The sequence below is a fragment of the Lentzea sp. NPDC006480 genome (genome assembly GCF_040611995.1).
In the GTDB taxonomy this organism is placed as follows: Bacteria; Actinomycetota; Actinomycetes; order Mycobacteriales; family Pseudonocardiaceae; genus Lentzea.
The window spans coordinates 108871-134795 of the sequence record NZ_JBEXPJ010000003.1 but is presented as its reverse complement, the minus strand read 5'-3'; the positions used below and the strand labels follow the sequence as shown (position 1 = coordinate 134795).

Genomic DNA, 25925 nt, shown 5'->3' with positions numbered 1-25925 from the left:
TTATCCACGTCGACACCGATCCAGCAGTCGTCGAACACGGCCGCCTGATGACTGCCCGCCACAACCGGGCCACCTTCTTGCAGGCCGACGCCACCAGCGGCACCTCGACGGTGACCTTCTCGCCGCGCTGGACGAGCAGCAGGTCGACGTGCTCGATGTAGTTCTTGATCGGGTGCGTGGTGACGGTCTTGGTCAGCGCCAGCTCGCTCCCGCCGTCGAGGGCGAGGGTGAGGACGGCGTTCTGACCGTGCTCGCGGACAACACGGGCGAACTCGAGCGCCGGCAGGGCCAGGTGCTTCGGGTCGGAACCGTGGCCGTAGAGCACCGCGGGGATCTTGCCGGCGCGACGGGTACGGCGGGCTGCGCCCTTGCCGAATTCAGTGCGCTGCTCAGCGGCGAGACGGACCTCGGACACGGTGGGGTACTCCTTAACAGGTCTGGCCTTGTACGTCGGGGCGGTGCACAAGTCGTCAGCAGTTTCAGCGGTTGAGGCTTGGTGGTGGCCTGCGGCGGCGAGCAGCGCGGAAACAGAGGTCAACACGCGCGGCATCAAGCCACCGCGTCGATCACGCCGAGCTGTGGAGCTCGCCCTCGCCGAGGCAACCCGAACAGTGTAGGTGAGTGCCGGCGCGGGGTGCTAATCGCCCCCCTGCTGAGCGCACGCGGGGAGCTTTCGTTCGGCAGGAGCACACGCGGGGCCCCCGCGTCCCCCAGCAGGGAACGTGGGGCTCCCGCGTTCCCCAGAAGGGAACGTGGGGCTCCCGCGTGAACCAGAAAGGGAACGTGGGGCTCCCGCGTTGCCCTGGAGGGAACGCGGGGGCCCGGCGTTCCCCAGGAGCACACGCGGGGGCCCCGCGTGCCTCCAGAAGGAGACGCGGGGCCCCCGCGTGTGGTGTGAAGCAGGTGGGTCGTGGTTAGGCGTTGCCGTCGAACAGGGAGGTGACTGAGCCGTCCTCGAACACTTCCTGGATCACGCGGGCCAGGAGAGGTGCGATGGACAGGACGGTCATCTTCGGGAAGCGCTTCTCGGCCGGGATCGGGAGGGTGTCGGTGAACACGACCTCGCGGGCGCCGGAGTCCTGCAGGCGTTGGGTGGCCGGGCCGGAGAGGATGCCGTGGGTCGCGGCGATGACCACGTCGGCGGCGCCCTCGTTGAGCAGCTGCTTCACGGCTCCGGCGATGGTGCCGCCGGTGTCGACCATGTCGTCGATCACGATGCAGAGGCGGCCCTCCACCTTGCCGACCACGCGGTTCGAGACCACTTCATTGGGGCGAAGCGGGTCGCGGGTCTTGTGGATGAAGGCGATCGGGGCGCCGCCGAGGGTGTCCGCCCACTTCTCGGCCAGCTTGGTGCGGCCCGAGTCGGGGGAGACGACGGTGATCTCGTGGCCCGCGTACTTGTCGCGGATGTGGTCGGCCAGCAGTGGCATCGCCCACAGGTGGTCGACCGGGCCGTCGAAGAAACCCTGGATCTGCGCGGTGTGCAAATCCACCGACACGAGACGGTCGGCGCCGGCGGTCTTGAACAGGTCGGCCACCAGGCGGGCCGAGATGGGCTCGCGGCCGCGGTGCTTCTTGTCCTGACGGCTGTAGGGGTAGAAGGGCATGATCACGGTGATGCGCTTGGCCGAGGCGCGCTTCAGGGCGTCGACCATGATCAGCTGTTCCATCAGCCACTGGTTGATGGGGGAGGTGTGGGACTGGATGACGAAGGCGTCGCAGCCGCGCACGGACTCCTCGAAGCGGACGAAGATCTCGCCGTTCGCGAAGTCGTAGGCCTGCTGCGGGGTCACCGTGACGTTGAGGTGCTTCGAGACCTCCTCCGTCAGCTCTGGATATGCACGCCCGCCGAAGAGCATCAGGTTCTTCTTCGGTGTGCCGGGCATCTGCGGGTTCACGGTCAGCGACCCTCCTCTGTCTTCTCGTCATTCTGCTTCGCGAGGGCCTCTGCCGCTGCCTGAGCCGCAGCCGTACCTGCACGGCGGCTGACGACCCAGCCTTCGAGGTTGCGCTGGGGGCCGCCGGACACGGCGAGCGCGCCCGGTGGGACGTTGCGGCGCAGGATCGTGCCCGCGCCGGTGTAGGCGCCGTCGCCCACCTCGACCGGTGCCACGAACATGTTGTCCGAGCCGGTGCGGCAGTGGGATCCGACGATCGTGCGGTGCTTGTTCACGCCGTCGTAGTTGACGGTCACCGAGGCGGCGCCGATGTTGCTGTGGTCGCCGATCGTGGCGTCGCCGATGTACGAGAGGTGAGGAACCTTGGAACCCTCGCCGATCGTGGAGTTCTTGGTCTCGACGAACGTGCCGATCTTGCCCTTCACGCCCAGCGACGTGCCGGGGCGGAGGTAGGCGAACGGGCCGACGGTGGCCTTCTCGCCGATCACCGAGTCGCTGCCGTGCGTGCGCACGACGGAGGCGCCGTCGCCGACGGAGACGCCGGAGAGCGTGGTGTCCGGGCCGACGACCGCACGCGCGCCGATGACCGTGCCCGCGCGGAGCTGCACGTTCGGCTCGATCAGGGCGTCCTGGCCGACGGTCACGTCCGCGTCCACCCACACCGAGGCCGGGTCGACGACGGTCACGCCGGAGCGCATCAGGCCCTCGACGATGCGGCGGTTCATCTCGGCGCCGACGGCGGCCAGCTGCACGCGGTCGTTGATGCCCTCGACCAGCCACGGGTCGGCCGCGATCAGCGCGCCCACGCGCTTGCCGTCGCCGCGGGCGATGCCCAGCACGTCGGTCAGGTAGAGCTCGCCCTGCGCGTTGTCTGTCGACAGCCGCGAGAGGCCGTCGCGCAGCACCGCCGCGTCGAACGCGTAGACACCGGAGTTGATCTCGGTGATCAGCTGCTCGACGTCCGAGGCGTCCTTCTGCTCGACGATCCGCTGCACGGACCCGTCGGAGTCGCGCACGATCCGGCCGTAGCCGACCGGGCTCTCCACGACGGCCGTCAGCACGGTGACCGCGTTGCCCGCCGAGGAGTGCTCGGCCAGCAGGGCCTTGAGGGTCTGGGTGTCGAGCAGCGGCACGTCCCCGTAGCTCACGATCACGGTGCCGCCCAGGTCGTGCGGCAGCTCCGCCAGGCCGCACGAGACCGCGTGCCCGGTGCCCTTCTGCTCGGCCTGCACCGCGACGGTGACCTTGCGGCCGAGCGCCTCGGACAGACCATCAAGATGCTCAGTGACGGCTTCACGGCCGTGGCCGACGACGACGGCCAGGTGGTCGGGATCTGTGCCGGCCGCCGCGCGCACCGCGTGTTCCACGAGCGTTCGTCCGGCGATCCGATGCAGCACCTTGGGCGTGGACGACCGCATGCGGGTGCCTTCCCCGGCGGCGAGCACGACCGTGCTGACAGGGCCCTCGAGCATCAATGCTCTCCCTAACAGGCTGGGTGGTTCGAAGTCCGCGGACCAGCCTAAGCCTCCGCGGACGGCTCCCCCGCCACGGCCGCGACCTGGCAGCCGCCCTGGCGCTTCGCCACGTACATCGCCGAGTCGGCCCGGGACAGGGCCTGGTTGGCGGATTCGCGGGGGCGCAGCGAGATGACGCCGACCGAGAGCGTGACGCCCCGGGAGAGGTCGATTGGCAAGCCTGCCACGGCATCCACCGCCCGCCCGAGTGCTGCTTCGGCGGCGTGCAGAGGGGCTCCGGGCAGCAGCACCACGAACTCGTCACCGCCGTAGCGGGCCACCATGTCGTCGCCGCGCAGGGCCTGCCGGAGTGTGCTGGCAATCACCCGAAGAACATCATCACCCTCGGCATGTGAATGCCGGTCGTTGACGCCCTTGAAGCCGTCGAGGTCCACCAGCGCGATGGAGAACGGGTCGACCTGACCGGCGATGAGCTCGCCGATCTTGTCGTCGAGCGCCCGCCGGTTGGGCAACCCGGTGAGGGGGTCCTGCAACGCCTGCTGCGCTATCTGACCGTGCGCGCGCGTCAGCCGTTCGTGCTCGCGGCGCGTTGTGATCGTGGCGACGCGCGACTCCTGCATCCCCCACAGCTGCAGCTCCAGCGCAGCGTTGTAGGCCTCCAGCGCCGACATCGTGTGCGGGCCGCACAGGTGCGCGTACTCGCGTTCCAGCGACAGCACCAGCGACGGCTCCGACGTGTCGTGCTCCATCTGCGTGCGGGTGTCGCCGAGGACCTTCAGCGCGTCGTCCAGCCGGTTCGCCTTCACGAGGCACCTGGCCAGCGCGATCGCGACGATGATCAGCTCCCGCGCGTACATCGACAGCCCGCGCAACGACCACAGCCGGTCGAGGTGGTCCTCGCTCGGGTGCGTCAGCGCGTGGGCGGCACCGAGGATCGGCACCTGATCGGCGGCGGCGAGGTCGCGCCTGCCGGGGTGCAGCGACTGCCGGAACGGCACCTCGGCGGCCTCCGCGAGCCCGGACGCCACGTTGAACTGCTCGTGCGCGGCGTCGTGCAGGTTCACCCGTTCGAGCCGCAGACCCCAGCCGATGCGCAGCCGGGCCCGGTTCACCAGGTGCACGTAGATCTGGTGCGGCTGACCGCTCTCGCGCAACGCGTTGTTCGCGCCCGCCAGCACGTCGTCCGCCATCTCGTAGACGCCCAGCTGGGTCAGCACCAGTGCGATGTCCTGCAGCGTCGTGGCCAGCAGCTGGTCCCACGTGCGCTTGTCGAACACCGGGTCGGGCTCGGGTTCCTCGTCGAGCATCATCGCGAGCGCCGCCGCGATCTCGGTCAGCGCCTTGTCCTCGGCGTTGCCCAGCAGGAACCGGCGTCCGCGCAACGCCCGCGCGTCCGCCTCCAGCACGATCAGGCCGTGACGGCGGCAGTGGGCGAGCATCTCGTCGAGCTGCGGGTCGGACATGTCGACGAGGCCGGGCGTCACCAGCCGGACCACGGCCGCGGCTCTGAGCAGCTGCGCGACGATGCGGGGCTCACCACGGCCCTGCGCCTCGGCGAGGATGTGGTCGATCTCGGACGCCGCGTCGAGCTGTGCGGCGAGGTGGCTGCTCTGGGCCACGGCGACAAGTTCGCTCGCGCGGCCCACCAGCCACGCGTCGGACATCTCGTGGTGGCGGTGGCCCACGTTGCCCTGCTCGTCGACCGCTTCCTCGGGCAGCTTCGCACCTCCCAAGACCACAGAACTGCACCCATCTCCTGGGCCTTGCTCCGCCACCAGGATTCGAACCTGGACCATCTGAACCAAAATCAGAGGTGCTGCCTTTACACCATGGCGGAACGGGCGAACTCGCGCCCGCCCTGCGCACATGTTGTCACGAGACGTCCTCTTCTTGTCCAACCACCACTCATCCGGCTCAGTTCAAGATCACGGCTTCGCGCCGACTGACCTGGTCAGAAAGTCGCCGAGCGCGTCGCGGTACGTGTCGGTCGCCACATTCCACCCCGACGTGTGGTCCGCGCCGGGGATCTCCACGTACTGCAGCGGCCACCCGAGCCCGGCCGCCGCCGTCGCCAGGTCGCGGGACGACTGGGCGGGCACGGTGCCGTCCGCGGAGCCGTGGAAGAGCAGCGTCGGCGGCTTGAGCGCGGGTGGGTTGCGGACCAGGTCGAACCGGTCGAAGTCGATGCCGGCCCGCCAGCCGGACACGAGCTCGGCGACCGGCGTGAGCCACGTCGGCACGCCCCGGTTCTGCGCCTGCAGGTTCAGCGTCTGCGTCCAGTTCGTGACGGGGGAGTCGAGCACGACGCCGTTGACCGCCGCCGCGACACTTGAACGGGCCAGGGTCTGGCCGACGATCGCGCCGCCCATCGACCAGCCGTAGAGCACGATCTTCCGCGCGCCCTGGTTCTGCGCGTACTTGATCGCGGCCTCGACGTCGCGCCACTCGGTGTCGCCGAGGTGGTAGAGCCCGTCGGGGGACGCGGGCGCGCCGGTGTCGTTGCGGTAGCTGATCAGCAGAACGGGCAACCCCGCACTGTGCAGCTGAGGAACGACGCGCAGGCCCTCCTCCCGCTTCGCGCCACGCCCGTGGACGTTGATGACCCACGTGTCGTTCTTGGTGGCGGGCACGAACCACGCGGGCATGTCGCCGAGCTCGGTCGGCACGCCGACCTCGCTGTAGACCAGGCCGAGCGCGGTCTTCGGGTTGCCCTCGTAGACGGCGTTCTCGACGCGGACCCTCGTGCCGTCCGGCGGTGCGTTGCCCTCCAGCAACGGCCGTTCGACGCGGCCGTCCTCGCTCGTCGCGATGTCGCCGACCTTCGCCGTGCCGCCCGGCCAGATGAGGCCCATCGTGCCGCGTTGCAGCGAAGCGTCCGACTCGGCGAGCACGACGTTCTTGTCGTCCTTGCCCAGTGCGGTGTCCGGGTACTGCCCGGCCCACGGGTCGACGTCGAGCAGCTCGCCGCTGTAGTACCAGCCGACACCGCCCAGAGCGGCCGTGACCAGTACGAGCAGGGCGAGCAGCGAGGTCACGGCGATCCGGATGATCTTGCGTCTGGCCATCCCCCGATGATGCCTCGCGCAGGTCTCGATTCCATGCGACACAGCGTGGTGATCCTGAGAACTCTCCGTGAGTTTCCACGTGGGGTCTGGTGGAGAAGGTTCACCTAACCTACGCTTCCGTAAGTTACGGTTGCGTAGGTACGTCACTCCTCAATACGTCCCTCGACTCCCCCTAGAGGTACCCGTATGACTTCGACGATGGACCGGTCCACTGACCAGGGCCCGAAGCCGTTGATCGACGGACAACGCGGTCATGCCGAGCAGTTCGGCGTCTACGTGTTCGTCATCGTTCCCTTCCTCGCTCTGCTGGCCGCGGTTCCCTTCGCCTGGGGCTGGGGCCTCGGCTGGGTCGACGTGGCGCTCTTCGTGGCCTTCTACTACCTCTCCGGCCTCGGTGTGACGATCGGTTACCACCGGTACTTCACCCACGGCTCGTTCAAGGCCAACCGCGCGTTGAAGATCGCGCTGGCCATCGCGGGCTCGATGGCGTTGCAGGGCCCGGTGATCGACTGGGTGGCCGACCACCGCCGCCACCACGCGTTCTCGGACCGCGAGGGCGACCCGCACTCGCCGTGGCTCTTCGGCACCGGCCCCGCCGCGCTGGCCAAGGGTTTCTGGCACGCGCACATGGGCTGGCTGTTCGAGCGCGACAAGACCAACCACAAGCGCTTCGCCCCGGACCTGATGGCCGACAAGGACATCGTGTGGGTCGACAAGCTCTTCGTGCTGTGGACGACGATCTCGCTGGCACTGCCCGGCGTGCTGGGCGGCCTGATCACGTGGTCCGTCTGGGGCGGCCTGACGGCGTTCTTCTGGGCAGGCCTCGTCCGCGTCGCGTTCCTGCATCACGTCACGTGGTCGGTCAACTCGATCTGCCACATGGTCGGCGACCGCCCGTTCGCGGCGCGTGACCGGTCCGCCAACGTCTGGGCGCTGGCGATCTTGAGCTTCGGCGAGTCGTGGCACAACCTGCACCACGCCGACCCGACCTCCGCGCGGCACGGCGTGAAGCGCGGGCAGATCGACACCTCGGCCCGCCTGATCTGGCTGTTCGAGAAGTTCGGCTGGGCCACGCAGGTCCGTTGGCCCAGTGAGCAGCGGCTGGCCAGGATCAGCGTGAAGAAGTGAGGGCCGTAGGCTGGCTCGGGTGACCAGGGTCAGGATGACGGGCAAGGAACGCCGAGAGCAGCTCCTGGACGTCTCCCGCGCCCTGTTCGCCGAGAAGGGCTTCGACGCCACCTCGATCGAGGAGATCGCGCACCGCGCGAGCGTGTCGAAGCCCGTCGTCTACGAGCACTTCGGCGGCAAAGAGGGCATCTACGCCGTTGTCGTCGACCGCGAGATGCAACGCCTGATGGACCAGATCGTGCAGGCGCTGGACGACGGTTCGCACCCGCGCGAGCTGCTGGAACAGGCCGCCTGCGCGCTGCTCGACTACATCGAGGGCTCGACGGACGGGTTCCGCATCCTGGTGCGGGACTCGCCCGTCGCTTCGTCTTCCGGCACGTTCTCCTCGCTGTTGAACGACATCGCGTCGCAGGTCGAGCACATCCTCGCGCTGCACTTCGCCAAGCAGGGCTACGACCGCAAGCTCGCCGCGTTGTACGCGCAGGCGTTGGTCGGGATGGTCGCGCTGACCGGGCAGTGGTGGCTCGAGGCGCGCAAGCCGAAGAAGGACGAGGTGGCGGCGCACCTGGTCAACCTGGCCTGGAACGGCCTGTCCGCGTTGGAGCACAAGCCCAAGCTGCGCAGCCGTACGTGAGCTGCCCGTTGTACTTTAGTAAGCGCACATATAATATGCGTGCATGACAAATTACGAGTTCGAGCACAGCGTGGTGGGGCCGGCGTCCGTCGAGGCGGTCTGGGCGTTGTGGAGCGACGTCGGCCGTTGGGTGGAGTGGGACGAGGGCGTGGAGTCGGTGACGCTGTCCGGTCCGTTCGCCACTGGGTCTCGCGGCGAGATGGTGATCAAAGGCCAGGGCGCGATCCCGTTCGAGCTGACCTCGGTCGAGGAGGGCGTCGGGTTCGTGGACGAGACGTCCGTGGAGGGTGCGCTGTTGAGGTTCTCGCACCGCGTGGAGCAGGTGGCCGAGGGTGTGCGCGTCACGCATTCCGTGGTGATCGAGGGGCCTGCGGCAGCGTTCCTCGGCCCCGTTGTGACGGCCGACTTGCCAGACGCGGTGGAGGCGCTGGTGAAATTGGCCTCGTGACGCGGTTCTCCGGCCCGGACGACTCTCCGGGCTTCCTGTTGTGGCGGGTGACGCTCGCGTGGCAGCGGGCCATGCGGGCGGCGCTGGCCCCGCACGACCTGACGCACGTCCAGTTCGTGCTGCTGGCGTCGTTGTGGTGGCTGGTCGGGCACAGCGGTCCGCCGTCGCAGCAACGTCTGGCCGAGCAAGCAGGCACCGATCCGATGATGACCTCGCAGGTCCTGCGCAAGCTCGCGGACCGCGCGTTGATCTCACGGGAGGTCGATCCGGCGGACTCCCGCGCGCGGTTGCTCGATCTGACGGCTGAGGGAAAAGCGCTGGTGGCCAAGGCCATGAAGGACGTCGAGGACGCGGACGCCGCGTACTTCGCGGGGTTGGGCGACGAGCAGCAGGCGTTCGTCCGGGGCCTCACACGTCTTCTGTGAGCCTGAGCAGCTTGTCGTTCGAACCGTTCGACGTCGTGAGGTAGAGCGACCCGTCCGGCGCGGTGCGGGCGGCCCTGAGTCGTCCGTACTTGTCGTTGAGCTCGTTGGGGATGCTGACGTTCTGGACCTTGCCCTGTGCGTCGAGCGTGAACAGCAGCAGCTTCGAGCCTTTGAGTGCGGTGATCGCGAGCTTGCCGTTCCAGAAGGCGGCCTGGCAGATCGCCTCGGTCGGCGAACCCGACGACCACACGGCGGGGACGGCGTCCGGGAACCGCTTTAGGTCGGTCATCGGCACGCTCTCGTCGTAGCCGCCCTGCGTACCGCCCTTGGACGGGTCCCAGCCGTAGTTGGCGCCCGCTTTGAGCAGGTTGACCTCGTCGTCGACGTCCGGCCCGTGCTCGCTGGAGAACACCTGGTCGGTGCCGGGGCGGAAGACCACGCCCTGCACGTTGCGGTGGCCGTAGGTGTAGATCCGGCGTTCGTTGGCGTTCGACGACGACGCGAACGGGTTGCCCGCGGCGCCCTCGCCGGTCTCGGCGTCGAGCCGCAGCACCTTGCCACCGAGACTGGTCCTGTCCTGCGGGTTGCGGGCCTGTGCGATGTCACCGGTCGCCACGAACATGGTCCCGTCGGGCGCGAGCGTCGGGCGGCACCCGGAGTGCCTGCCGCTCGAGTTGGACGGCATGCCGGTGACCAGGTCCTTCACCTTGGTGGCGCGGGTGCCGTCGAGCCGGAACGTCACCAGCCGCACGTCTTTCGTCGTGTTGTAGCAGGTGGTGAAGCGCTGGCCGTCGGGGTGGATCACGAGTCCCATCAGCCCGCCCTCGCCCCGCACCTGGATGTCGGCGAGGTCGATGTCGACGGGCGTGGCCTGGCCGTTCTTGACGAGCTTGAGGCGGCCTGGGCGTTCGGTGACGAGCATCGAGCCGTCTTTCAGGAACCCGATGTCCCAGGCGTGTTCCAACCCGCCCACGACCTCTTCGACCTTCAGGCCCTGTGGCGCGGGTGCCTTGGACGGCGCGTTGCCGCCTGGTTCCGGCGCGGAGCAGGCCGCGACCACCAGCACCGACACAGCAACGAGTGCGCGCATGTCCTGACTATGCGTTTTGTGCCGTGGAGGTTCCGTAAGGCCGCTCGACGGGCAGCAGCGCCCGTGCCGCGTCGAGGTCCAGCGCCCGCGCCTTCTCGTGACTGCTCGATATTCGCTGGAGCGAGCCGATTTCGCCGTGACACGGTCATCAACATGGAAATCACCCGCATCAACCCCGCCCAGCTGCACGAACCGCCCGGCTACCACCACGTCACGATCGTCGAGGCCGGCCGGACCGCCTACCTGGCCGGCCAGTGCCCTATAGGCCCGGACGGCCAACTGGTCGGCCCGGAAGACCTCGGCGCGCAGATCGGCCAGGTCGCGGCGAACGCCCTGACAGCCCTCACCGCGGCCGGTGCGCAACCCCGCCACGTCGTCCGTTCCGTCGTGTACGTGGTGAGCTCCGACCGGGAGGTCCTGGCCGAGGCCTGGCAACGGCTGACCGCCTCCGCGATCGGCCCGGCCTTCACCTCCGCGAGCACTCTGCTCGGCGTCGCCCAGCTCGGATTCCCAGGTCAGCTCGTCGAGGTCGACCTCACCGCCGCCCTGCCGCAGCCCCGCTAGAGCCACCCGATAGGGGTTCGCGCGACGAGCTATGGTGGTTGGTGAGGCCCCTCGTCCCAGGCAGGGGTCTGTCTGGCGTTCCGCACTCGACGGGGTTTCTCACATGCCGCTGCTCGGCCTGCTCGATGGTGTCCTGCCCGACAAAGCCCTCCGCACGTTGATCGACTCCGCCGGCGTTCCCGAGCTGGAGCTGGACGGTCCGCTGGCCGCCCGCCCGCTGGTCGCCGCGGCTCTGTCCACCGCAAGGCCGGTGCTGGCCGTGACGGCTACCGGCCGCGAAGCCGAGGAGCTGACCGGTGTCCTCAAGGACCTGATCGGCGCCGACAAGGTCGCGTTCTTCCCGAGCTGGGAGACGCTGCCGCACGAACGCCTGTCGCCCCGCGCGGACACGGTCGGCGCGCGCCTGCAGGTGCTGCGCCGGCTCAAGCACCCCGAGGGCAACCCGATCCGGATCCTCGTGACGACGGTCCGCAGCCTCATCCAGCCGATGGCGCCCGGTCTCGGCGATCTCACGCCGGTGCACCTGAAGGTCGGCGAGGAGCAGGACTTCGCCGAGCTCATCACACGGCTCGCCGAGAACGCCTACACGCGCGTCGACATGGTCGAGAAGCGCGGTGAGTACGCGACTCGCGGCGGCATCCTCGACATCTTCCCGCCGACCGCGGAGCACCCGTTCCGCGTCGAGTTCTGGGGCGACGAGGTCAGCGAGATCCGGCCGTTCTCGGTGCAGGACCAGCGGTCGCTGCCGGACGAGATCACCGAGTTCGTCGCGCCGCCGTGTCGTGAGCTGCTGCTGACCGACGACGTCAAGGAGCGCGCCGCGAGCCTTGCCGAGGAGCACCAGTCGGACGCCCACCTCGCCGAGATGCTGGAGAAGATCTCCAACGGCATCGCGGTCGAGGGCATGGAGGCGCTCATCCCCGCGTTGTGCCCCGGCGAGCTGCAGTTGCTCACCGAGGTCGTCGAGCCGGGCACCCACGTCCTGCTCAACGACCCGGAGAAGATCCGCGCGCGAGCGGCCGACCTGGTCCGCACCGGGCAGGAGTTCCTCGAAGCCTCCTGGATGGCCGCGGCGGGGGGCGGCAAGGCGCCGATCGACCTGGGGCGCAGCGCGTACCAGAGCATCAGCGAGATCGCGGAGAAGGCGCGCAACAACGACCGTCCGTGGTGGACGCTCAGCCAGCTCACCACCGACGCGCCGGACGTCGTGCACCTCGACGTGAAGCCGGTCGAGGCCTACCAGGGCGACGTCGAACGCGCCTTCGCGGACCTCAAGGCGCACACGGCGACGGGTGGCGCGGCGGTGCTCGTGGTGCCCGGTGCCGGTACCGCGCAGCGTGCCGTGGAACGCATGCAGGACGCCGAGATCGCTGCCATGCACGTCGAATCCCTCGATGAGGCACCGAAAGCACGGACCGTCACGGTCGTGCGCGGTGCGCTCGAAGACGGCTTCGTGCTGCCGGACCTCGCGCTGGTCGTGCTGACCGAGACCGACCTGACCGGCGGTCGCGGCGGTACGTCCACAAAGGACATGCGCAAGATGCCGTCCAAGCGGCGCAACGCGGTGGACCCGCTGGCGCTCAAGGCGGGCGACTACGTGGTGCACGAGCAGCACGGCATCGGCAAGTACGTGGAGATGGTCCAGCGCACGGTCGCGGGCGCCACCCGTGAGTACCTCGTTCTCGAATACGCGAGCAGCAAACGCGGCCAGCCCGGCGACCGGCTGTTCGTGCCGACCGACCAGCTCGACGAGGTCAGCCGGTACGTCGGCGGCGAGCTGCCGAGCCTCAACAAGCTCGGCGGCAGCGACTGGAAGAACACGAAGTCCAAGGCGCGCAAGGCGGTCAAGCAGATCGCGGCCGAGCTCGTGCAGCTCTACGCGGCCCGGCAGTCCGCCCCCGGCCACGCGTTCGCCAGCGACACGCCCTGGCAGCGCGAGCTGGAGGACGCCTTCGCGTTCACCGAGACTCAGGACCAGATGGCCGCGATCGACGAGGTCAAGGCCGACATGGAACGTTCCGTGCCGATGGACCGCGTCATCTGCGGTGACGTCGGCTACGGCAAGACGGAGATCGCGGTCCGCGCGGCGTTCAAGGCGGTGCAGGACGGCAAGCAGGTCGTCGTGCTGGTGCCGACGACCCTGCTCGCGCAGCAGCACCTCAACACGTTCGCCGAGCGCATGCGCCAGTTCCCGGTGAACATCAAGGGGCTGAGCCGCTTCACCGACCCGCAGGAGTCGCAGCAGACCCTCGCGGGCCTCGCGGACGGCGAGGTCGACATCGTGATCGGCACGCACCGGCTGCTCCAGAAAACCGTGCGGTACAAGGACCTTGGCCTCGTGATCGTCGACGAGGAGCAGCGGTTCGGCGTGGAGCACAAGGAGCACATCAAGGCGCTCAGGACCCACGTCGACGTGCTGACGATGTCCGCCACGCCGATCCCGCGCACGCTGGAGATGTCGCTCGCCGGCATCCGCGAGATGTCGACGATCCTGACGCCACCGGAGGAACGGCACCCGATCCTCACCTACGTCGGCGCGTACGACGACAAGCAGGTCGGCGCCGCGATCCGGCGCGAGCTGATGCGCGACGGCCAGGTCTTCTACGTGCACAACCGGGTCTCGACGATCGAGAAGGCCGCGAAGCGCATCCGCGAGCTGGTGCCGGAAGCCCGCGTGGTCACCGGGCACGGCCAGATGAACGAGGACAAGCTCGAACACCTCATCCAGGGTTTCTGGGAACGCGAGTACGACGTTCTGGTCTGCACCACGATCGTCGAGACCGGCCTCGACATCTCCAACGCCAACACGTTGATCGTGGAGCGCGGCGACCTGCTCGGCCTCGCCCAGCTGCACCAGCTGCGCGGCCGCGTCGGCCGTGGTCGCGAGCGCGGGTACTCGTACTTCCTGTACCCGCCGGAGACACCGCTGACCGAGACCGCGCACGACCGGCTCGCGACGATCGCGCAGAACACCGAGCTGGGCGCCGGCATGGCCGTCGCGATGAAGGACCTGGAGATCCGCGGCGCCGGCAACATCCTCGGCGCCGAGCAGTCCGGGCACATCGCCGGCGTCGGCTTCGACCTGTACATCAGGCTGGTGGGCGAGGCCGTCGAGGCGTTCCGCAAGCACGCCGGAGCGGACGGGGGCGAGATCGAGGAGGAGCTCGCCGAGGTCCGCGTGGATCTCCCGGTCGACGCGCACATCCCGCACGAGTACGTGCCGGGTGAGCGCCTTCGCCTGGAGGCCTACCGCAAGATCGCGGCCGCATCCGACGAACCGGCGCTGCAGGCCGTCTGGGACGAGCTCAAGGACCGCTACGGCACGCCGCCGGAGCCGGTGGAGCGCCTGCTCAGCGTCGCCCGGCTGCGGCACACCTGCCGCCGGCACGGCGTCACCGAGGTGATCGCGATGGGCCAGAACATCCGGTTCGCGCGGTTGGAGTTGCTCGACTCGCAGCTGGTCAGGTTGCGCCGGTTGTTCCCGAAGGCCCTCTACAAGCAGGCCCTGGGCACGGTCACCGTGCCTAGGCCGACAGAGGGAGCAGCCGGCGGCCGGATGGGTGCACCGCAGCTGCGCGACCAGGAGCTGTTGAACTGGTGCGGTGCGTTCCTCGACTCACTCGCGGGGACTCCCGTGACCCCGGTCACCAAGGCGTGAGAGGGTAGATCCTCGTGAGCACTGTTCTGAAGCGTTTCTCGCTGGTCGGTGTTGCTGTGGCGCTGCTCGCCACCGGCTGTGGCACCGGTCCCGCCAAGGCTGGTTCGGCCGCGATCGTCGGGGGTCAGGCGATCGAGCTGAAGACCGTCCAGGACCGCACCATCACGGTGCTCAAGAAGGAGCCCGCGGCCCAGCAGATGCAGGACCAGGGCAAGCTCGACCAGGTGTCGCGGCTGGTGCTGGCCGACGAGATCTCCCACCGGATCGCCGACTACGCGGCGCAGCGCGAGAACATCGTGGTCGACGGGACCAAGGTGTACGACGCCATCCAGGAGAAGGGCGGCCCCGAGGCCGCCGCGAAGCAGAGCGAGCAGGACGCCACCACGATCGAACGCCGCACCCGCGACGTCCTCGTGATGGGCGAGCTGGCGAAGCGCAACCTCGGCACGCTCGAGGTCGTGATCGACTTCTTCCAGACCAAGGACCCGAAGGAAGCGAAGGCGAAAGCCGCCGAGGTCGCGGCCGACTCCTCGAAGATGTCGCGGTTCATCCAGGAGGCCCCGCGCACCACCGGTGGCCAGCAGGCGTCGGCGACGAACCAGAAGGTCCGCGTCACCGAGAACCCGTCGCTGGTGCACACCATGCTGTGGGGCGTGAAGCCCGGCACCGTCGTGGCCTTCCCGGCCGACGAGCAGCAGTCCAGCTGGATGGTCGCGCTGGTCAAGGAGCGCAACAAGGTCTCGCCGACCCCCGGTGAGGACGACCTGAGCGAGCGCATCGACCCGCGCCTGCTCGCCGCGTTCGGCCTGCGGATCGCCCAGTACCTCGCGGCGGACCTGAACATCGAGGTCAACCCCCGCTACGGCGTGTGGGACCCGACCGACGCGACCGTCGTGGGCAACGCCGGTGAGCGCGCCGGGTACGTCGGGGTGACCGCGACCAAGAACAAGTCTTGATCACCGCAGTCGTCCTGAGCGAGCGGCTCGACGCGGTGCTGCCCGCTGCCGCCCTGCCCGCGTTGCGCACGGCCAAGGCCGTTTACGCGGGCGAGGGCGTGGCGCTGGAGTTCTGGTCCTCGCTGGGCGTGGACGGGCCTGCTCCCGCTGTCGTCGAGGACGGCGCCGTGGTGATCACGACCTCGGCCGAGGCGTATCCGGACGCGCACGTGATCACGACGCCGGAGCCGATGGGGGCCGCGTTGCTCGACGCGGCCGCCGTGATGCACCGGCTGCGTTCTCCTGGCGGATGCCCGTGGGACGCCGAGCAGGACCACCAGTCGTTGCGCCAGTACCTCGTCGAGGAGACCTTCGAGCTGCTGGAGGCGATCGAGGACGGCGACCGCGCGGCGATGCGCGAGGAGCTGGGCGATGTCCTGCTCCAGGTGCTGTTCCACGCGCGCGTCGCGGCCGAGGATCCCGCTGATCCGTTCGACATCGATGCGGTCGCGACTGAACTGGTGACGAAGCTCGTCGGGCGCCACCCGCACGTCTTCGAGGGCCACGATCCCGCCGTGCACGACGCCACGTCGCAGCAGCACCGGTGGGAGGAGCTGAAGCAGGTCGAGAAGCAGCGCGAGTCCAGTGTGGACGGTGTCGCGCTCGGTCAGCCCGCCGTCGCCCTGGCCGCGAAGCTGGTGCAGCGCACCAAACGCGCGGGACTCCCCGTCGATCTGCTGCCGGAAGGTGACGACACGGGCACGACGTTGTTCGCCGTGACCGCGTTGTCGAAGCTCGCCGGGGACGACCCGGAGACAGAGCTTCGCCAGATCTGCCGCCGTTTCGCCGCGAACGTTCGGGAAGCCGAGGCGAAGGCCAGGGCCGAAGGTGTGGATTCTCTGACAGCAGAGGACTGGCGGAGGTTTTGGCCCTCCTGAACCGGTGAACGTGGGCTAACGTCGATCACGTGACTTACCTCCGTTTCCCGCACCTGCGCGGTGACTTGGTGACGTTCGTGGCCGAGGACGACGTGTGGCTCGCACCCGTCGGCGGAGGAAGGGCCTGGCGCGCGTCGGCGGATCAGGTGCCGGCCCGCTCGCCGCGGTTCTCGCCGGACGGCACCCAACTGGCCTGGGCGAGCTGGATCGACGGCGCGCCCGAGGTGCGGGTGGCCCCTGTGGACGGTGGCCCGGCCCGCCGGTTGACGCACTGGGGAGTGGCCCGCACGGCGGTGTCCGGGTGGACTCCGGACGGGCGAGTGCTCGCCGTGTCGACCACCGGGCAGATGTCCCGTCACCGCAAGCAGGCGCACGCCGTCCCGCTCGACGGCGGACCGTCCGAAGTGCTGCCGTACGGGTGGGTCAACGACGTCTCGTTCGGTCCGGACGGGCAGGTCGTCACGTCGTCGAGCTACATGCAGGAACCCGCGAACTGGAAGCGGTACCGCGGTGGCACGGCGGGCAAGCTGTGGGTCGATCTCGCCGGTGATGGCGAGTTCGCACGGATTCTCGGTGATCTCAAGTCGTCGCTGACGAACCCGATGTGGATCGACGGGCGGATCGCGTTCCTGTCCGACCACGAGGGCGTCGGCAGCGTGTACTCGGTGCTGCCGGACGGCACCGACCTCCGCCGCCACACTTCCGGGGAGTTCTACGCGCGCAACGCTTCCAGCGACGGCTCGCGGGTGATCTTCCATCAGGCCGGCGAGTTGTGGCTGCTGGAAGGCCTGTCGGACCTGCGCAAGCTCGACATCAAGCTCGGCGGGCCGCGCACCGGCCTGCAACCGCACCACGTCAAGGCTTCCGGCAACGTCGAGTCGTTCAGCGTCGACCACACGGGCCGTGCCTCCGCCGTCGAGGTTCGTGGGTCCGTGCACTGGGTGACGCATCGCGATGGCCCTGTGCGCGCGTTGTCCGACCGCTCGGACGTGCGGGCGCGACTGCCGAGGGTGCTCGGCGAGACCGATCACGTGGTGTGGGTGACGGATGTCGAGGGTGAGGAAGCCCTGGAGATCGCGCCCGTCGGCGGCGTCGAGCCCGGGAACACCGCGCGTCGCGTTGCCGCTGGGGTGCTGGGGCGGGTGATGTCGCTGGCTGCCGCGCCTGATGGTTCGCGGGTGGCCGTTGCGACGCACGACGGCCGGTTGTTGTTGGTGGACATCGCTTCTGGCGAGGTTCGCGAGGTCGTGTCCGGCGCCAACGCGCACATCACGCACCTGGCGTTCTCACCCGACTCGGCTTGGCTGGCGTGGTCGCATCCCGGGCCGAACCCGTTGCGGCACATCAAGATGGTGAACACCTCTGATCTGTCCGTTGTGGACGTCACGCCGTTGCGGTTCGCCGACTTCGCGCCTTCGTTCACCGAGGACGGGAAGTATCTGGCGTTCCTGTCGATCCGTGCGTTCGACCCGGTGTACGACGCGCACGTGTTCGACCTGTCGTTCCCCACGGGCTGTCGGCCGCACCTCGTGCCGTTGGCCGCCACCACGCCGTCGCCGTTCGCCCCGATGCACGGCGGGCGTCCCGTTGGTGACGAGGACAAGGACTCCGACGACGAGGACGAGAAGACGTCGGTCACTCGGGTCGACGTCGAGGGGCTCGCCGATCGCGTGGTGCCGGTGCCGGTCGCGGCCGCCGAGTACGTCGGGCTGAAGGCTGCCCGGGGCGGGTTGCTGTGGCTGCGCCGGCCGTTGCTCGGGGTGCTGGGCGACAACCTGGCGTCGCCGGAAGCCCGCCCGCCGCGGACGGTGCTGGAGCGGTTCGACTTCACGAAGCTGAAGACCGAGTGCCTGGCGGACAGCGCGGAAGCGTTTGCGGTGTCCGGTGACGGCAAGCGGATGGTCATCGAGGACCGCGGTGACCTGCGGGTCGTGCCGACCGACAGCAAGGCCGACGAGGACTCCGCGGACTGCGTGGAGATCGACCTCGCGCGGGTGCGGGTCGTGGTCGACCCGGCTTTGGAGTGGGCCCAGATGTACGCCGAGAACGGGCGGCTCATGCGCGACCACTTCTGGCGCACGGACATGGGCGGCGTCGACTGGCAGGGCGAGCTGGACCGCTACCGGCCGCTGGTGGCCGAGGTGGGCAGCCACGACGATCTCGTCGACCTGCTGTGGGAGGTGCAGGGCGAGCTCGGCACCTCGCACGCGTACGTGTGGGGTGCGGCGCCGCACGTGCCCGCGTCACGTCGCCAGGGGTTGCTCGGGGCTGATCTTTCCTTGGTGGACGGCTCGTGGGTGGTGTCGCGGGTGATCCCCGGCGAGACGTCCGACCCGCACGCCCGGTCGCCGCTGGCCGCTCCTGGGGTGGCCGTGCGCGCTGGGGACGCCATCGTGGCCGTTGACGGGCGTCCGGTCGGACTGGCCGGCCCAGGGGCGTTGTTGGTGGGGACCGCGGGTAAGCCCGTGGAGCTGACCGTGCGGCCCGGTGGTGGTGGCGAGCTGCGACGCGTCGTGGTGGTGCCTCTGGCTGATGAGGAGCCGCTGCGCTACCACTCGTGGGTGGCTGACCGACGCGCGTTCACGCATCAGCTGTCCGGTGGCCGGGTGGGCTACCTGCACGTGCCGGACATGATGGGTGCCGGGTGGGCTCAGCTGCACCGCGACCTGCGGGTGGAGCTGGCGCGTGAGGCGCTGGTGCTGGACGTGCGGGAGAACGGCGGCGGCCACACCTCGCAGCTGGTGATCGAGAAGCTCGGCCGCAAGGTCATCGGCTGGTCGGTCGCTCGCGGGTACACGGCCTCCGAGTCGTACCCGCAGGACGCGCCGCGCGGACCGGTCGTGGCGGTGGCCGACGAGTTCGCCGGTTCGGACGGCGACATCGTCAACGTGGCCATCAAGGAGCTCGGCATCGGACCGGTCGTCGGGGTCCGGACGTGGGGCGGTGTCATCGGTATCGACATGCTCTACTCGCTCGTCGACGGCACCATGGTCACCCAACCGAGGTACGCGTCCTGGTTCAAGGGTCACGGGTGGGCGGTGGAGAACTACGGTGTCGACCCGGACATCGAGGTGGTCATGTCGCCGTCCGACCGCGTTTCCGGCCGCGACCCACAACTGGAGAAGGCCGTTTCGTTGGCCCTGGAAAGCCTTTCATCTTCACCTGCTGCTCACGCTCCGGAGTTGCCGCCGCTGGCCTGACCACCCCATCGTGTGACTAAAGAACTGTGACGCACTGTTCCATGTGGACGATCAACCAAGTGGAACAGTCGTCACCGTTCGGGGGTGTGTCCCAGATGAGTCACCGTGATGAGCCGCGCAGCGGTCGCGGATGCTTCGGAGCCGTGGTCGTCGTGCCGTTCTTGGCACTGGGCGGCATGTTCGCGTTGATCGCGCTCACCGGGTCGCCGGATGAGGCGCCGCTGGCCGCGCCTCCACCGGCTCGGCCCACGTCGCAGTGGTGGACTGAGCCGTTCGAGACCGGGACCTCGTTGTCCACGGTCACTGAGACCGTGGTGGTCGAAGGGGCGGCCCGGGAGGTTCGGGCTGCTCGGTTGGCCACGCAGACTCGGGTTGCGGTGTCCACGGTCACGGAGACTGTGCGGAGTACTGCCGGGGGGAAGCCGCCTGCTACTGGGCGGAATGAGCCTCCGGCTGGGCCTCGGGAGGAAGAACCCACCGAGGTGGTTCCTCCGTCCAGTTCGGACAGTGCTTCGCCGCCGGTGGTCACGTCGTCGTCGGCTTTGCCGCCTGCGCCGCCGGTTCCTCCGGTTGTGGTGCCGCCTGCTTCGTCTTCGCCTACTGCTCCTGTTACTGGGACGCCCACGCCTTCTGCGCCTCGGTCTGAGGATCCGGTTCCGCCTTCTACTACGCCTACTACGCCGGCGCCGCCTTGTGAGCGCGGGGAGCCGTTGCCTTCTGTTCCTGAGGTCCCGGCTTCGCCGGGAGAGGTTTCCGTCGGGGCGTCCGTGGAGTTGCCACTGCCTTCCCCTGCTGAGGTTTCGTCCACGTCCTCCGCGCCTCCGGCAGGGGTCTGAGAAAGAGGGTTGGGGTTTCCTTCCGCCAGGCCTCAACCCTCTTCAGAGCTTCTAGAGCGCACAGATGGTGTGCAGTGCGGGGTTGGGTGTTGCCCCTGTGCCGGTCTGCCCCGACTTGACCGGTCAGTGTCCCCCTGGGCCGCCCGACCTGCGGGGCAGCGGTTGTGCCGCTGCCCCGTTTCTGCGTCGCACTGCTAGGAGGCGCTCGCCCTGGCGTAGGCGTCGGCTCCGCTGAACACGTTTTGGCCGTACTCCACGGAGTTGTTGTAGGCCATCACCGCCGACCACCAGCCCTGGCCGGTGCCCAGGTCTCGTGCGCCGCCCGCGCAGAGGTAGCGGGCGGCGGTGAGAGCGGCGTCGTCGATGTTCTGGGGGTCTGCCGGTTTGCCGTCGCCCGCTGCTCGCTCTGCCCAGCGGTTCCAGGTGCCTGGGATGAACTGCATCGGGCCCACGGCGCGGTCCCACGTCGTGTCGCCGTCGAGGCGGCCGCCGTCGGTGTCCTGGATTGCCCGGACTCCTGCGGAGCCGTTGAGCGGGATGCCGATGATCGGGCGCGACGGGAGGCCGTTGTCCTGGAGGTGGGCGCCGAAGATGCTGCCGTGGTGGGACTCGACTCGGCCGATGCCGGCGAGGGTGGCCCAGGAGATTCGGCAGGCCGGGGCTTCGCGTTGCATGGCCAGGTCGGCGGAGGCGTAGGCCTGCAGGGCGCGCTGGGGGATGTCGGTTTTCGAGGCGACTCGGGTGGCCCAGTCGGCCAGTGGGTTGGGGTCCGCTCGGGTGCCTGGGGCGGCGGCGTTGCCAGGGGCTGCGGCGCCTGGTTGGACGTCCTGGATGGGGACGAGGAACGGGGGCGGGCCTGGTTGGGCGGCGTCTCTGCGGTTCAGGGCGCCCAGGGCCCAGGCGCCTGCGGCAACTACGACGATCAGCAGCAGCACCAGGATGACGCGGCCGAAGATGTTGCCGTAGTTGGGGCGGCGGACCGGGGTTTTCAGGGGCGGCGGCGGGACCACGGGATCCAGGCTACGTGCTCGGCACGGTCGGTGACGGGCGTGAACGTGATGAAACCGGCACTGATGGCGGCTGGACATACAGGTGAGGCTTACCTTAAATAAGGCCGACCTAATTTGCTGGAGGCGTCGAGATGTTGTTCACCAATGGGCTGATCGGGCTGCGGGAAGGGCTTGAGGCCGCTCTCGTGGTGAGCATCTTGATCGCATTCCTGGTGAAGACCGACCGGAGGCACGCGCTCAAGTGGGTTTGGGTCGGTGTTGCGACTGCCGTGGCACTCTCCGTGGCGGCTGGGGCGATCATCACGTTCAGTGCTGCGGGGATGAGCTTTGAGCAGCAGGAAGCGTTCGGCGGGATCATGTCGATCATCGCGGTCGCGTTCGTCACGGGAATGATCTTCTGGATGCGCAAGGCGGCCAAGACGATCGCGGCCGAGTTGCGCGGCAAAATGGACGAAGCGTTGCAAATCGGACCTGTTGCCGTGGCGGTCGTGGCCCTTTTGTCGGTGGGGCGGGAAGGGCTGGAGACGGCGGTCTTCTTCTATTCCAGCGTGCAGGCGGCCGGCGGGGGGACGACGGAGCCGCTCATCGGGTTCCTGGGCGGGATCGCGGTGGCCGTGGTGATCGCCGCCCTGCTGTACCAAGGGGCAATCCGGTTCGACCTGGGGAAGTTCTTCACCGTCACGGGTGTGCTGCTCGTGTTCGTGGCCGCCGGGGTGCTCAGCTACGGGATCCACGACCTGCAGGAGGCCGCGTTCCTGCCGGGGCTCGACACGCTGGCGTTCGACGTCAGCGCCACCCTGCCGGAGGACTCCTGGTACGGGGCGTTGCTCAAGGGGTTCTTCAACTACTCGCAGCGCACTTCGGTGCTGCAGGCCATCGCGTGGGTCGCCTACGTGGGGGTTGTTCTGTCCGTGTTCCTCATCCGGCCGCGCCGTCGCGCCGCCGTGGCCAACTGATCAATGGAGAAGTGACCGTGCGCAAGGTAGTGGGGATTCTCGGTTCGCTCGCGGTGCTGGCGGCGTGCAGCAACGGCGGCGCGAACAACGCCAGCGGCAACATCGCTGTCGAGGCGAGCGACGACGCGTGCAAGGTCGCGAAGACCGAGGCGGCCACCGGGCCCGTCACGTTCGAGGTCACGAACAAGGGCAGCAAGGTGACCGAGTTCTACCTCTACGCGGAGGGCGACCGGATCCTCGGCGAGGTCGAGAACATCGGACCTGGGCTCAGCCGCAAGCTGATCGTCGAGGTCGGCGAGGCCGGGAAGTTCCAGACCGCGTGCAAGCCCGGCATGAAGGGCGACGGCATCCGCGGCGACTTCACGGTCACCGGTGACAGCAAGAAGTCCACCGACGGCAACGCGTTGCTGGCCGAGGCGACCAAGAGCTACCAGCGGTACGTGAGCTCGCAGGCCGACCAGCTGCTGGTGAAGACCGAGGAGTTCGTGGGCGCGGTCAAGGCCAAGAAGGTCGACGACGCGAAGGCGTTGTTCCCGGTGTCGCGGACCTACTGGGAGCGCATCGAGCCCGTCGCGGAGAGCTTCGGCGACCTCGACCCCAAGATCGACGGCCGCGAGGACGTGATCGAGGAGGGGCAGGCGTTCACCGGCTACCACCGCCTCGAGAAGGACCTGTGGGAGTCCGGGCTGCAGGCCGACTCCGACAAGATCGCGGACCAGCTCCTGGTCGACGTCAAGGAGATCGTGGCCAAGGCGAAGACGGTCGAGCTGACGCCCGTGCAGCTCGCGAACGGCGCCAAGGAGCTGCTGGACGAGGTCGCCACCGGCAAGATCACCGGTGAGGAGGACCGCTACTCGCACACCGACCTGTGGGACTTCCGGGCCAATGTGGACGGTTCGCAGGCGGCCATCGCGGCACTGCGCCCGGCGGTGGAGCAGAAGGACAAGGCGCTGGTGTCCACTCTGGACGCCAAGTTCAAGGCGCTCGACGAGGCGCTGGAGAAGCAGCGCAAGGGCGACGGCTTCAAGTCCTACAAGGAGCTGACGCAGGACGAGATCAAGGCGCTGGCCGAGGCCGTCGACGCACTCGGCGAGCCGGTCAGCAAGGTCGCGGAAGTGGTGTCGGCCAAGTGAGCCAAGGGGTTTCGCGGCGGAGGCTGCTGGGCTACGCGGGCGCCGGGGTGGCGCTCGCGGGCGCCGGCGCCACCGCAGGTGTGCTTGCGACCAAGCCGTCGCCGGAGGTCGAGAACCTCGCCGCGGCGAAGGTTCCGTTCCGCGGTGACGTGCAGGCGGGCATCACCACGCCCGCGCAGGACCACATGCACTTCGTCGCGCTGGACGTGAAGACGACCAGCCGCGACGAGCTGGTCGACCTGCTCAAGCAGTGGACGCTGGCCGCGGAACGGATGACCGCGGGCCAGGAAGCGGCCGAGAACGGTGCGGTGGGCGGCAACGCCGAGGCGCCGCCCAAGGACACCGGCGAGGCGCTCGACCTGCCCGCGTCCGCACTGACGATCACGATCGGCTTCGGGCCGTCGTTGTTCGACGACAGGTTCGGGCTGAAGGACAAGCGGCCGGAGGCGTTGATCGACCTGCCGCGCTTCCCGCAGGACGACCTGGATCCCGCGCGCAGCAACGGCGACATCTGCATTCAGGCCTGCGCGAACGACCCCCAGGTCGCCGTGCACGCCATCCGCAACCTGGTCCGGATCGGCTTCGGCCGGGTCGCGGTGCGCTGGTCGCAGCTCGGGTTCGGCCGCACGTCGTCGACCACTCGCTCGCAGGCCACACCGCGCAACATGTTCGGGTTCAAGGACGGCACGCGCAACATCAAGGCCGAGGACACCGACCTGCTGCACGACCACGTGTGGGTCACCGAAGGCCCCGAGTGGATCCGCGGTGGCACGTACCTGGTGGCCCGCCGGATCCGCATGCACATCGAGATCTGGGACCGCACGTCGCTGAGCGAGCAGGAGCAGATCATCGGCCGCACCAAGGGCGAGGGCGCGCCGCTCGGGCAGCAGAAGGAGTTCGACGAGCCCGACCTGCACGTCCGCGGCGCGGGTGGAGTCCCGTTGATCGGTGAGGTCTCGCACATCCGGCTCGCGTCGCCGGAGTCGTTGAACGGCGTCAGGATCCTGCGCCGCGGCTACAACTTCACCGACGGCTCGGACGGGCTCGGGCACCTTGACGCCGGTCTGTTCTTCCTGGGGTTCAACCGCGACTCGCGCACGCACTACGTGCCGATGCAGCAGGCTCTGTCCACAAAGGACGAGATGATGGAGTACGTGGAGCACACCGGTTCCGCGCACTTCGCGGTGCCGCCGGGTGTGAAGGAGGGCGGGTTCTGGGGCGAGGGCCTGTTCAGGTGATCAGGTTCCCAGGGCCAGCCGGGCTTTGACCTCGCCGAGCGCTTCCTGGTACTCGGGTGACGGGTTCATCGCGACCGCCATCCGCAACTGGGCGAGCGCCTCGGTGAGGCGCCCGAGCCGCTGCAGCGTCTTGCCGAGCGCGAACCGGGCGTAGTGGTCGCTCGGATCGAGGTCGAGCACCTTCCGGAACGCTTCCTCAGCCCGGTTGAGCTGCGCGGACCCGAGATACGCGCGGCCGGCCAGCAGCTGCACGGACGGGGCCTCCCCGGCCTCGGCCAGCACCTGTTTCAGCTCGCGGAGCGCATCGAGAGGTCGGCGCTGTGCCATCAGCGCCTCCGCCTTCCTGAACGCCTCGAAGGTGCTGTCCGTCATTCGATCAACGTTACCCACCGCTCGCCGGTTCTTCGACTGCCGTCCGGGCGACAGCACTCTTCGGGGTGGCCGTGCCGAGCCAGCACGCGCAGAAACCGAGCACCAGCCCGGCCAGGACACCGGTCGTCGGCGCCTGCCCGAGCAGCGGCCACGCGATCAACGCCGTGACCGACGGAACCACTGAGGACAGCGTGGTCATGGCCGCCGCGCCACCGGTGCGGACGCCGACCAGGAACAACGACGCGCCGCCCATCGAGTTGACCAGCACCAGGAACGCCATGGTCAGCCAGAACTGCCGCCAGTCCGTCACGCCGGCGTTCTCGGTGAGCGCCAGCAGCCCGACGACCGGCACCGACACGGCGTGCTGCACCGCGTTGCCGCTGCGGAAGTCCGTGTCCCGGCAGAACTTCTGCTGGTAGACGCCGCCCGCGACGAACCCGAGCATGCCCAGCACGGTGAAGACCGCGCCGGACCCGAACGATCCCAGCCGGTCCCACAGCGCGGCGAGCACCGCGGCGACGCCGAGTGCGAGGCCGAGCACCTGTTTGAGTCCAATTCGGACACCGAACACGCCCGCTGACACCACGGCCGTGAGCACCGGTGTGCACGAGATGATCAACGCGGTGACCGCCGCGGGGACACCGAGCCGCAGGCCGAGGTACACGCCGGAGAACTGGCAGGCCTGCACGAGCAACCCCGCCACGCACGTGTGGACGAGCGGCCAGCCACGCGGCCAGCGCGCGCTCGTGGTGATGGCGATGAGAGCCATGAGCAGGGCCGCGAGGGTGAAGCGCACGGTGGTCATCAGGAACGGCGGGGCCACGGCCACGGCGAGCGCGCCCACCGGATAACCGGAGGCCCAGACCAGCACCGTGCCCGCCGCGAAGCCTGGTTTGATCCGCACAGGTTCCAGAACTACCAG

Annotated in this window: 21 protein-coding genes and 1 tRNA gene; 12 read left to right on the top strand and 10 right to left on the bottom strand. The window is 69.0% G+C overall.

All coding sequences use genetic code 11. The features are described 5' to 3' along the window. The 6 genes from ABZX92_RS02765 to ABZX92_RS02740 all read right to left on the bottom strand — a co-directional run. Nucleotides 1-415: 50S ribosomal protein L25 (locus ABZX92_RS02765; RefSeq protein ID WP_355552971.1), on the bottom strand; the 415-nt coding region annotated here is incomplete at its 3' end. Between the two features lie 499 nt (nucleotides 416-914). Continuing rightward, nucleotides 915-1886, bottom strand: a complete 972-nt coding sequence (locus tag ABZX92_RS02760; protein ID WP_355552985.1) for a ribose-phosphate diphosphokinase — start codon at nucleotides 1884-1886, stop codon at nucleotides 915-917. Nucleotides 1887-1900: 14 nt separating this feature from the next. Beyond that, nucleotides 1901-3370: a bifunctional UDP-N-acetylglucosamine diphosphorylase/glucosamine-1-phosphate N-acetyltransferase GlmU gene (gene glmU, locus ABZX92_RS02755; protein WP_355552968.1), complete on the bottom strand. Its 1470-nt coding sequence runs from the start codon at nucleotides 3368-3370 to the stop codon at nucleotides 1901-1903. 47 nt (nucleotides 3371-3417) lie between these two features. After that, complete coding sequence (locus ABZX92_RS02750) at nucleotides 3418-5112, bottom strand: GGDEF domain-containing protein (RefSeq protein WP_355552965.1); 1695 nt, start codon at nucleotides 5110-5112, stop codon at nucleotides 3418-3420. Between the two features lie 27 nt (nucleotides 5113-5139). Then, a tRNA-Gln gene (locus tag ABZX92_RS02745) sits at nucleotides 5140-5210 on the bottom strand. Nucleotides 5211-5298: 88 nt separating this feature from the next. Continuing rightward, a complete protein-coding gene (locus ABZX92_RS02740) occupies nucleotides 5299-6438 on the bottom strand; it encodes an alpha/beta fold hydrolase (protein WP_355552962.1) in 1140 nt (379 codons plus the stop codon). A gap of 186 nt (nucleotides 6439-6624) precedes the next feature. Here ABZX92_RS02740 and ABZX92_RS02735 point away from each other — a divergent pair, with 186 nt between their 5' ends. Genes ABZX92_RS02735 through ABZX92_RS02720 form a run of 4 tightly spaced genes read left to right on the top strand, consistent with a single transcriptional unit; the run spans nucleotide 6625 to nucleotide 9073 of the window. Beyond that, nucleotides 6625-7566, top strand: coding sequence for an acyl-CoA desaturase (locus tag ABZX92_RS02735; protein WP_355552960.1), 942 nt, complete (start codon nucleotides 6625-6627; stop codon nucleotides 7564-7566). A gap of 34 nt (nucleotides 7567-7600) precedes the next feature. Next, nucleotides 7601-8200, top strand: coding sequence for a TetR/AcrR family transcriptional regulator (locus ABZX92_RS02730; RefSeq protein ID WP_355552982.1), 600 nt, complete (start codon nucleotides 7601-7603; stop codon nucleotides 8198-8200). Nucleotides 8201-8243: 43 nt separating this feature from the next. Then, a complete protein-coding gene (locus tag ABZX92_RS02725; protein WP_355552957.1) occupies nucleotides 8244-8648 on the top strand; it encodes an SRPBCC family protein in 405 nt (134 codons plus the stop codon). Then, entirely contained in the window at nucleotides 8645-9073 is a 429-nt protein-coding gene (locus ABZX92_RS02720; protein ID WP_355552954.1) for a MarR family winged helix-turn-helix transcriptional regulator, read from the top strand. Before ABZX92_RS02725 ends, ABZX92_RS02720 begins: the two co-directional genes overlap by 4 nt. On the opposite strand, the gene ABZX92_RS02715 is transcribed toward ABZX92_RS02720, so the two are convergent. Continuing rightward, complete coding sequence (locus ABZX92_RS02715; protein WP_355552952.1) at nucleotides 9057-10163, bottom strand: PQQ-dependent sugar dehydrogenase; 1107 nt, start codon at nucleotides 10161-10163, stop codon at nucleotides 9057-9059. The two genes, ABZX92_RS02720 and ABZX92_RS02715, sit on opposite strands and share 17 nt — an antisense overlap. 153 nt (nucleotides 10164-10316) lie before the next feature. On the opposite strand from ABZX92_RS02715, the gene ABZX92_RS02710 reads away from it, so the two are divergent. The 5 genes from ABZX92_RS02710 to ABZX92_RS02690 all read left to right on the top strand — a co-directional run bounded on the left by ABZX92_RS02710 (nucleotide 10317) and on the right by ABZX92_RS02690 (nucleotide 19458). After that, a complete protein-coding gene (locus tag ABZX92_RS02710) occupies nucleotides 10317-10727 on the top strand; it encodes a Rid family hydrolase (protein WP_355552949.1) in 411 nt (136 codons plus the stop codon). Nucleotides 10728-10830: 103 nt separating this feature from the next. Next, nucleotides 10831-14385: a transcription-repair coupling factor gene (gene mfd / locus ABZX92_RS02705; RefSeq protein WP_355552946.1), complete on the top strand. Its 3555-nt coding sequence runs from the start codon at nucleotides 10831-10833 to the stop codon at nucleotides 14383-14385. A 14-nt stretch (nucleotides 14386-14399) separates the two neighbouring features. Next, the gene (locus tag ABZX92_RS02700) at nucleotides 14400-15341 is read left to right on the top strand and encodes a hypothetical protein (protein ID WP_355552943.1); all 942 of its coding nucleotides are present in this window, start codon (nucleotides 14400-14402) and stop codon (nucleotides 15339-15341) included. Next, entirely contained in the window at nucleotides 15338-16258 is a 921-nt protein-coding gene (locus tag ABZX92_RS02695; RefSeq protein WP_355552940.1) for a MazG family protein, read from the top strand. The genes ABZX92_RS02700 and ABZX92_RS02695 overlap by 4 nt, the downstream gene beginning before the upstream one ends. Nucleotides 16259-16287: 29 nt before the next feature. Further along, on the top strand, nucleotides 16288-19458 hold the full coding sequence (locus tag ABZX92_RS02690; protein ID WP_355552937.1) for a PDZ domain-containing protein: 3171 nt from the start codon (nucleotides 16288-16290) through the stop codon (nucleotides 19456-19458). Nucleotides 19459-20488: 1030 nt separating this feature from the next. On the opposite strand, the gene ABZX92_RS02685 is transcribed toward ABZX92_RS02690, so the two are convergent. Further along, entirely contained in the window at nucleotides 20489-21304 is an 816-nt protein-coding gene (locus ABZX92_RS02685) for a lytic murein transglycosylase (RefSeq protein WP_355552935.1), read from the bottom strand. A gap of 131 nt (nucleotides 21305-21435) precedes the next feature. On the opposite strand from ABZX92_RS02685, the gene efeU reads away from it, so the two are divergent. Genes efeU through efeB form a run of 3 tightly spaced genes read left to right on the top strand, consistent with a single transcriptional unit; the run spans nucleotide 21436 to nucleotide 24631 of the window. Then, nucleotides 21436-22260 (top strand): iron uptake transporter permease EfeU, encoded by an 825-nt coding sequence (gene efeU / locus ABZX92_RS02680; RefSeq protein ID WP_355552932.1) that lies wholly within the window; start codon nucleotides 21436-21438, stop codon nucleotides 22258-22260. A gap of 17 nt (nucleotides 22261-22277) precedes the next feature. Beyond that, a complete protein-coding gene (gene efeO, locus ABZX92_RS02675; RefSeq protein WP_355552930.1) occupies nucleotides 22278-23393 on the top strand; it encodes an iron uptake system protein EfeO in 1116 nt (371 codons plus the stop codon). Next, on the top strand, nucleotides 23390-24631 hold the full coding sequence (gene efeB / locus ABZX92_RS02670) for an iron uptake transporter deferrochelatase/peroxidase subunit (RefSeq protein WP_355552927.1): 1242 nt from the start codon (nucleotides 23390-23392) through the stop codon (nucleotides 24629-24631). The genes efeO and efeB overlap by 4 nt, the downstream gene beginning before the upstream one ends. Here efeB and ABZX92_RS02665 read toward each other — a convergent pair whose 3' ends face one another. Further along, nucleotides 24632-25003, bottom strand: coding sequence for a tetratricopeptide repeat protein (locus ABZX92_RS02665; RefSeq protein ID WP_355552924.1), 372 nt, complete (start codon nucleotides 25001-25003; stop codon nucleotides 24632-24634). It abuts the gene before it with no gap. A 10-nt stretch (nucleotides 25004-25013) separates the two neighbouring features. Next, entirely contained in the window at nucleotides 25014-25907 is an 894-nt protein-coding gene (locus ABZX92_RS02660; protein WP_355552921.1) for a DMT family transporter, read from the bottom strand. Nucleotides 25908-25925: the final 18 nt, after the last annotated feature.